Here is a 2811-nt window from a genome sequence, read left to right on the forward strand (position 1 = left end):
GGGTAAGGCCGAGTTTATTGACTTTGTTGGATCCGCCATCCAGTACAACGATGCGACCAACGATGTGGATATCAGTGTCCAAAAGATCAATCGTGCCCCTATTCGCATGAATACCACTTTTGCCAGAAATCTGATTCAACGTGCTGAAATGGGTATGGATGAATTATTGTCGTGGGAAACCCAGCATCTGAATGAACCGCCTATGTCGTTACATGCGGGAGAGGAGGCAATGGATTTTTCAGGTGCCTACTACCTGTATTTTCTTGAATTGTTTCTGTACCTGCCCTGGCTCGTCGCCCATCGTTTGAACCTGGAGCAAGAGTACGACGGAGCGCAACGCTGGCTCGCCTATGCCTTCGATCCTATGCGGAATAAAGGTGCAACAGGCCATCCACCGTTCTGGAACGTAGTGCCCTTAGTACCGGATTTACTGAATACGCCCGAACAGTTGAGCCACGCCACCTGGCGGCCGAACGACCCTCAGCAGATTGCTCTCAGTCACCCGGTACACTTGCGCAAAGCGCTCTATCTGCTGTATTTGGACATCCTGTTGAACCGGGCGGACAGCGCTTATCGCAAACTGACCCCCGATGGACTGGCCGAGGCCAAGCTCTGGTATGTGCGGGTACTGGACCTCTTGGGCCCGCGTCCGAATATTCAACAAATCGACTCTTGGTTGCCGATCACCCTCAAGACGTTGAGTGACGCGACAAATCCTGAAATTCGTGAGTTCGAGCAACGGCTACTCACCCAACAACAGCAACGCCTCGACCACCCTTCGCCGGATTTTGGCGGGACACACCCGCAAGTCGTACCACAGTTGTGCTTGCGTCCGTATGGCGATGACTCGTCATTACCGACGGTCGACAACCCTTACTTGCGTCTACCCTTCAACCCCGAGCTGATCCAGCGCTGGGACCAGGCCGAAAGCCGCCTATATAACCTGCGGCATAACCTCGACATGGCTGGCAATGCCTTGAACCTGCCGCTTTTCGCTACATCGCTGGACCCACGTGCGCTGCTCGCTGCCTGGGGCCAGGGCTTGTCCGGCGCGGCGCTGAGTCGCCTGCTGAGCCCGCAGATTCCTCATTACCGCTTCAGCTTCATGTTTGCCCTTGCGCAGAATGCCGTAGAGAGCGTGATCCAGTTTAGCTCGACCCTCTTGTCATTGATCGAACGCAAAGAGCAGGCGCAGTACCTGGAACTGCAACAGCAACAGGCCTGGAACCTGGCGAAAGTGGCCGTGGATATACAGGTTCAGGCCGGGAATATCGATGAAGCCAACAAGCAAGCGCTAGAGGCCAGTAAGGCCGTCATTGCGGGTCGGGTCAGCTATTACGAGCAGTTGGTCGACGAAGGAGTGAGTCGAGGAGAAAAGGCTGCCGGTGCCTTGCACCTTTATGGCCGTCTATTGGAGGGCGAGATGGGGGCGTTGGGATTTGCCGGCGAAGTCGCCAAGGTGCTACCTAACATATATGGACTTGTGATCGGTGGTCATCGCTTAGAAGGGGTGTTCCAGGCGCCCATGCACTTGCTTCAGGCCGTGGCCACCGCTTCCCATGGTGCAGGCGAAGCCATCGGGCTCTATGAACAATATCGCCGCCGCGCTGTGGAATGGGCACAGGCCCTTGACCAGTCAAAACTCGAAGCCAAACAAATCGAAGCCCAACTCGCCGTCTACGAAGCCCAACACAAAGCGACCCAACTGCAACTGCGCCAGGCGCAAACCGCACTGGAGCAGGCCAAGGCCACCCATGACTTCCTGCTGAGCAGCAACCGCTTCAGCAAATCCCAGACCTATGACTGGCTCAACAGCAAGTTCGCCAGCTTCTACTACACCGCCTACACCACCGCACAGTCGTTGTGCCAGGCGGCCGAAGCCTGCTGGCAATACGAAATGGGCGATTACCGGCAGACCTTTATCCAGGCGGGGGCGTGGAACTCGTCCTACCGTGGCCTCGGTGCCGGTGAACAGCTGAAAACCAGCCTGCAGCAGATGCACCGTGAATACCTGCAAAACAACAAACGCGAACTGGAAATCCGCAAGACCGTGTCACTGAGAAATCTGAAAGCCAAAGATTCCACTTCGACGATCAATAAGGAATGGGATGGGACTGGGGGCTTCCACTCCCAGTTGAAGGCCGGGACCTGCACCTTCGAATTGACACAGCCAATGTTTGACGATGATTACCAGGGACAAAACCATTACCTGCGGCGGATCCGCAGCATCAGCGTGTCATTGCCGAATGTTCGCGGGCCCTATGAGGATATTTGCGCGGTACTGGAGCAGACCTACAGCAAGGTCGAGATGTCGGCCACGAAGGGGGCCAACCCCAAGGACGACCTGCGTCCCCACCAACAGATTGCCCTCTCCACCGGCTTGGATGACAACGGGTTGTTCCAGCTGAACTTCCAGGATGAACGTTACCTGCCCTTCGAATTCTCCGGGGTCGTTTCAAAATGGACACTGACCTTTCCCAACCCCGAGGCGCAGAAAGGTCTGCTTGAGAACCTTAACGACGTCATCATTCACATCCTCTATACCGCCAGGCGCGGTGGGGGTACGCAATGAACGAACAACCCAAACTCGAAATCAACCCACCCTCCCTCCCCAAGGGCGGCGGCGCCATCCAAAGCATCGGCAAAGGCTGGGGCGCGGTGGGCACCGATGGCGGTGCGTCGCTGGAGTTGCCCTTGCCGATTTCCCCTGGGCGTGGTTTTTCCCCGCCGCTGGGGCTGGGTTACCGCAGTGGCGTGGGCAACAGCCCTTGCGGTATCGGCTGGACGTTCAGGACCAACGCCATCACCCTG

The 2811-nt window shown here is 56.7% G+C and carries 2 protein-coding genes; both read left to right on the forward strand.

Annotated elements, in window-relative coordinates:
- The first annotated feature begins 229 nt into the window (after nucleotides 1–229).
- Nucleotides 230–2572, forward strand: coding sequence for a Tc toxin subunit A-related protein (locus tag AC1DH9_RS26550; protein ID WP_477809099.1), 2343 nt, complete (start codon nucleotides 230–232; stop codon nucleotides 2570–2572).
- The coding region (locus AC1DH9_RS26555; RefSeq protein WP_477809100.1) for a SpvB/TcaC N-terminal domain-containing protein at nucleotides 2569–2811 on the forward strand (243 nt) is incomplete at its 3' end. The genes AC1DH9_RS26550 and AC1DH9_RS26555, both read left to right, overlap by 4 nt.

The sequence above is a fragment of the Pseudomonas sp. 05T35 genome, from assembly GCF_056396605.1.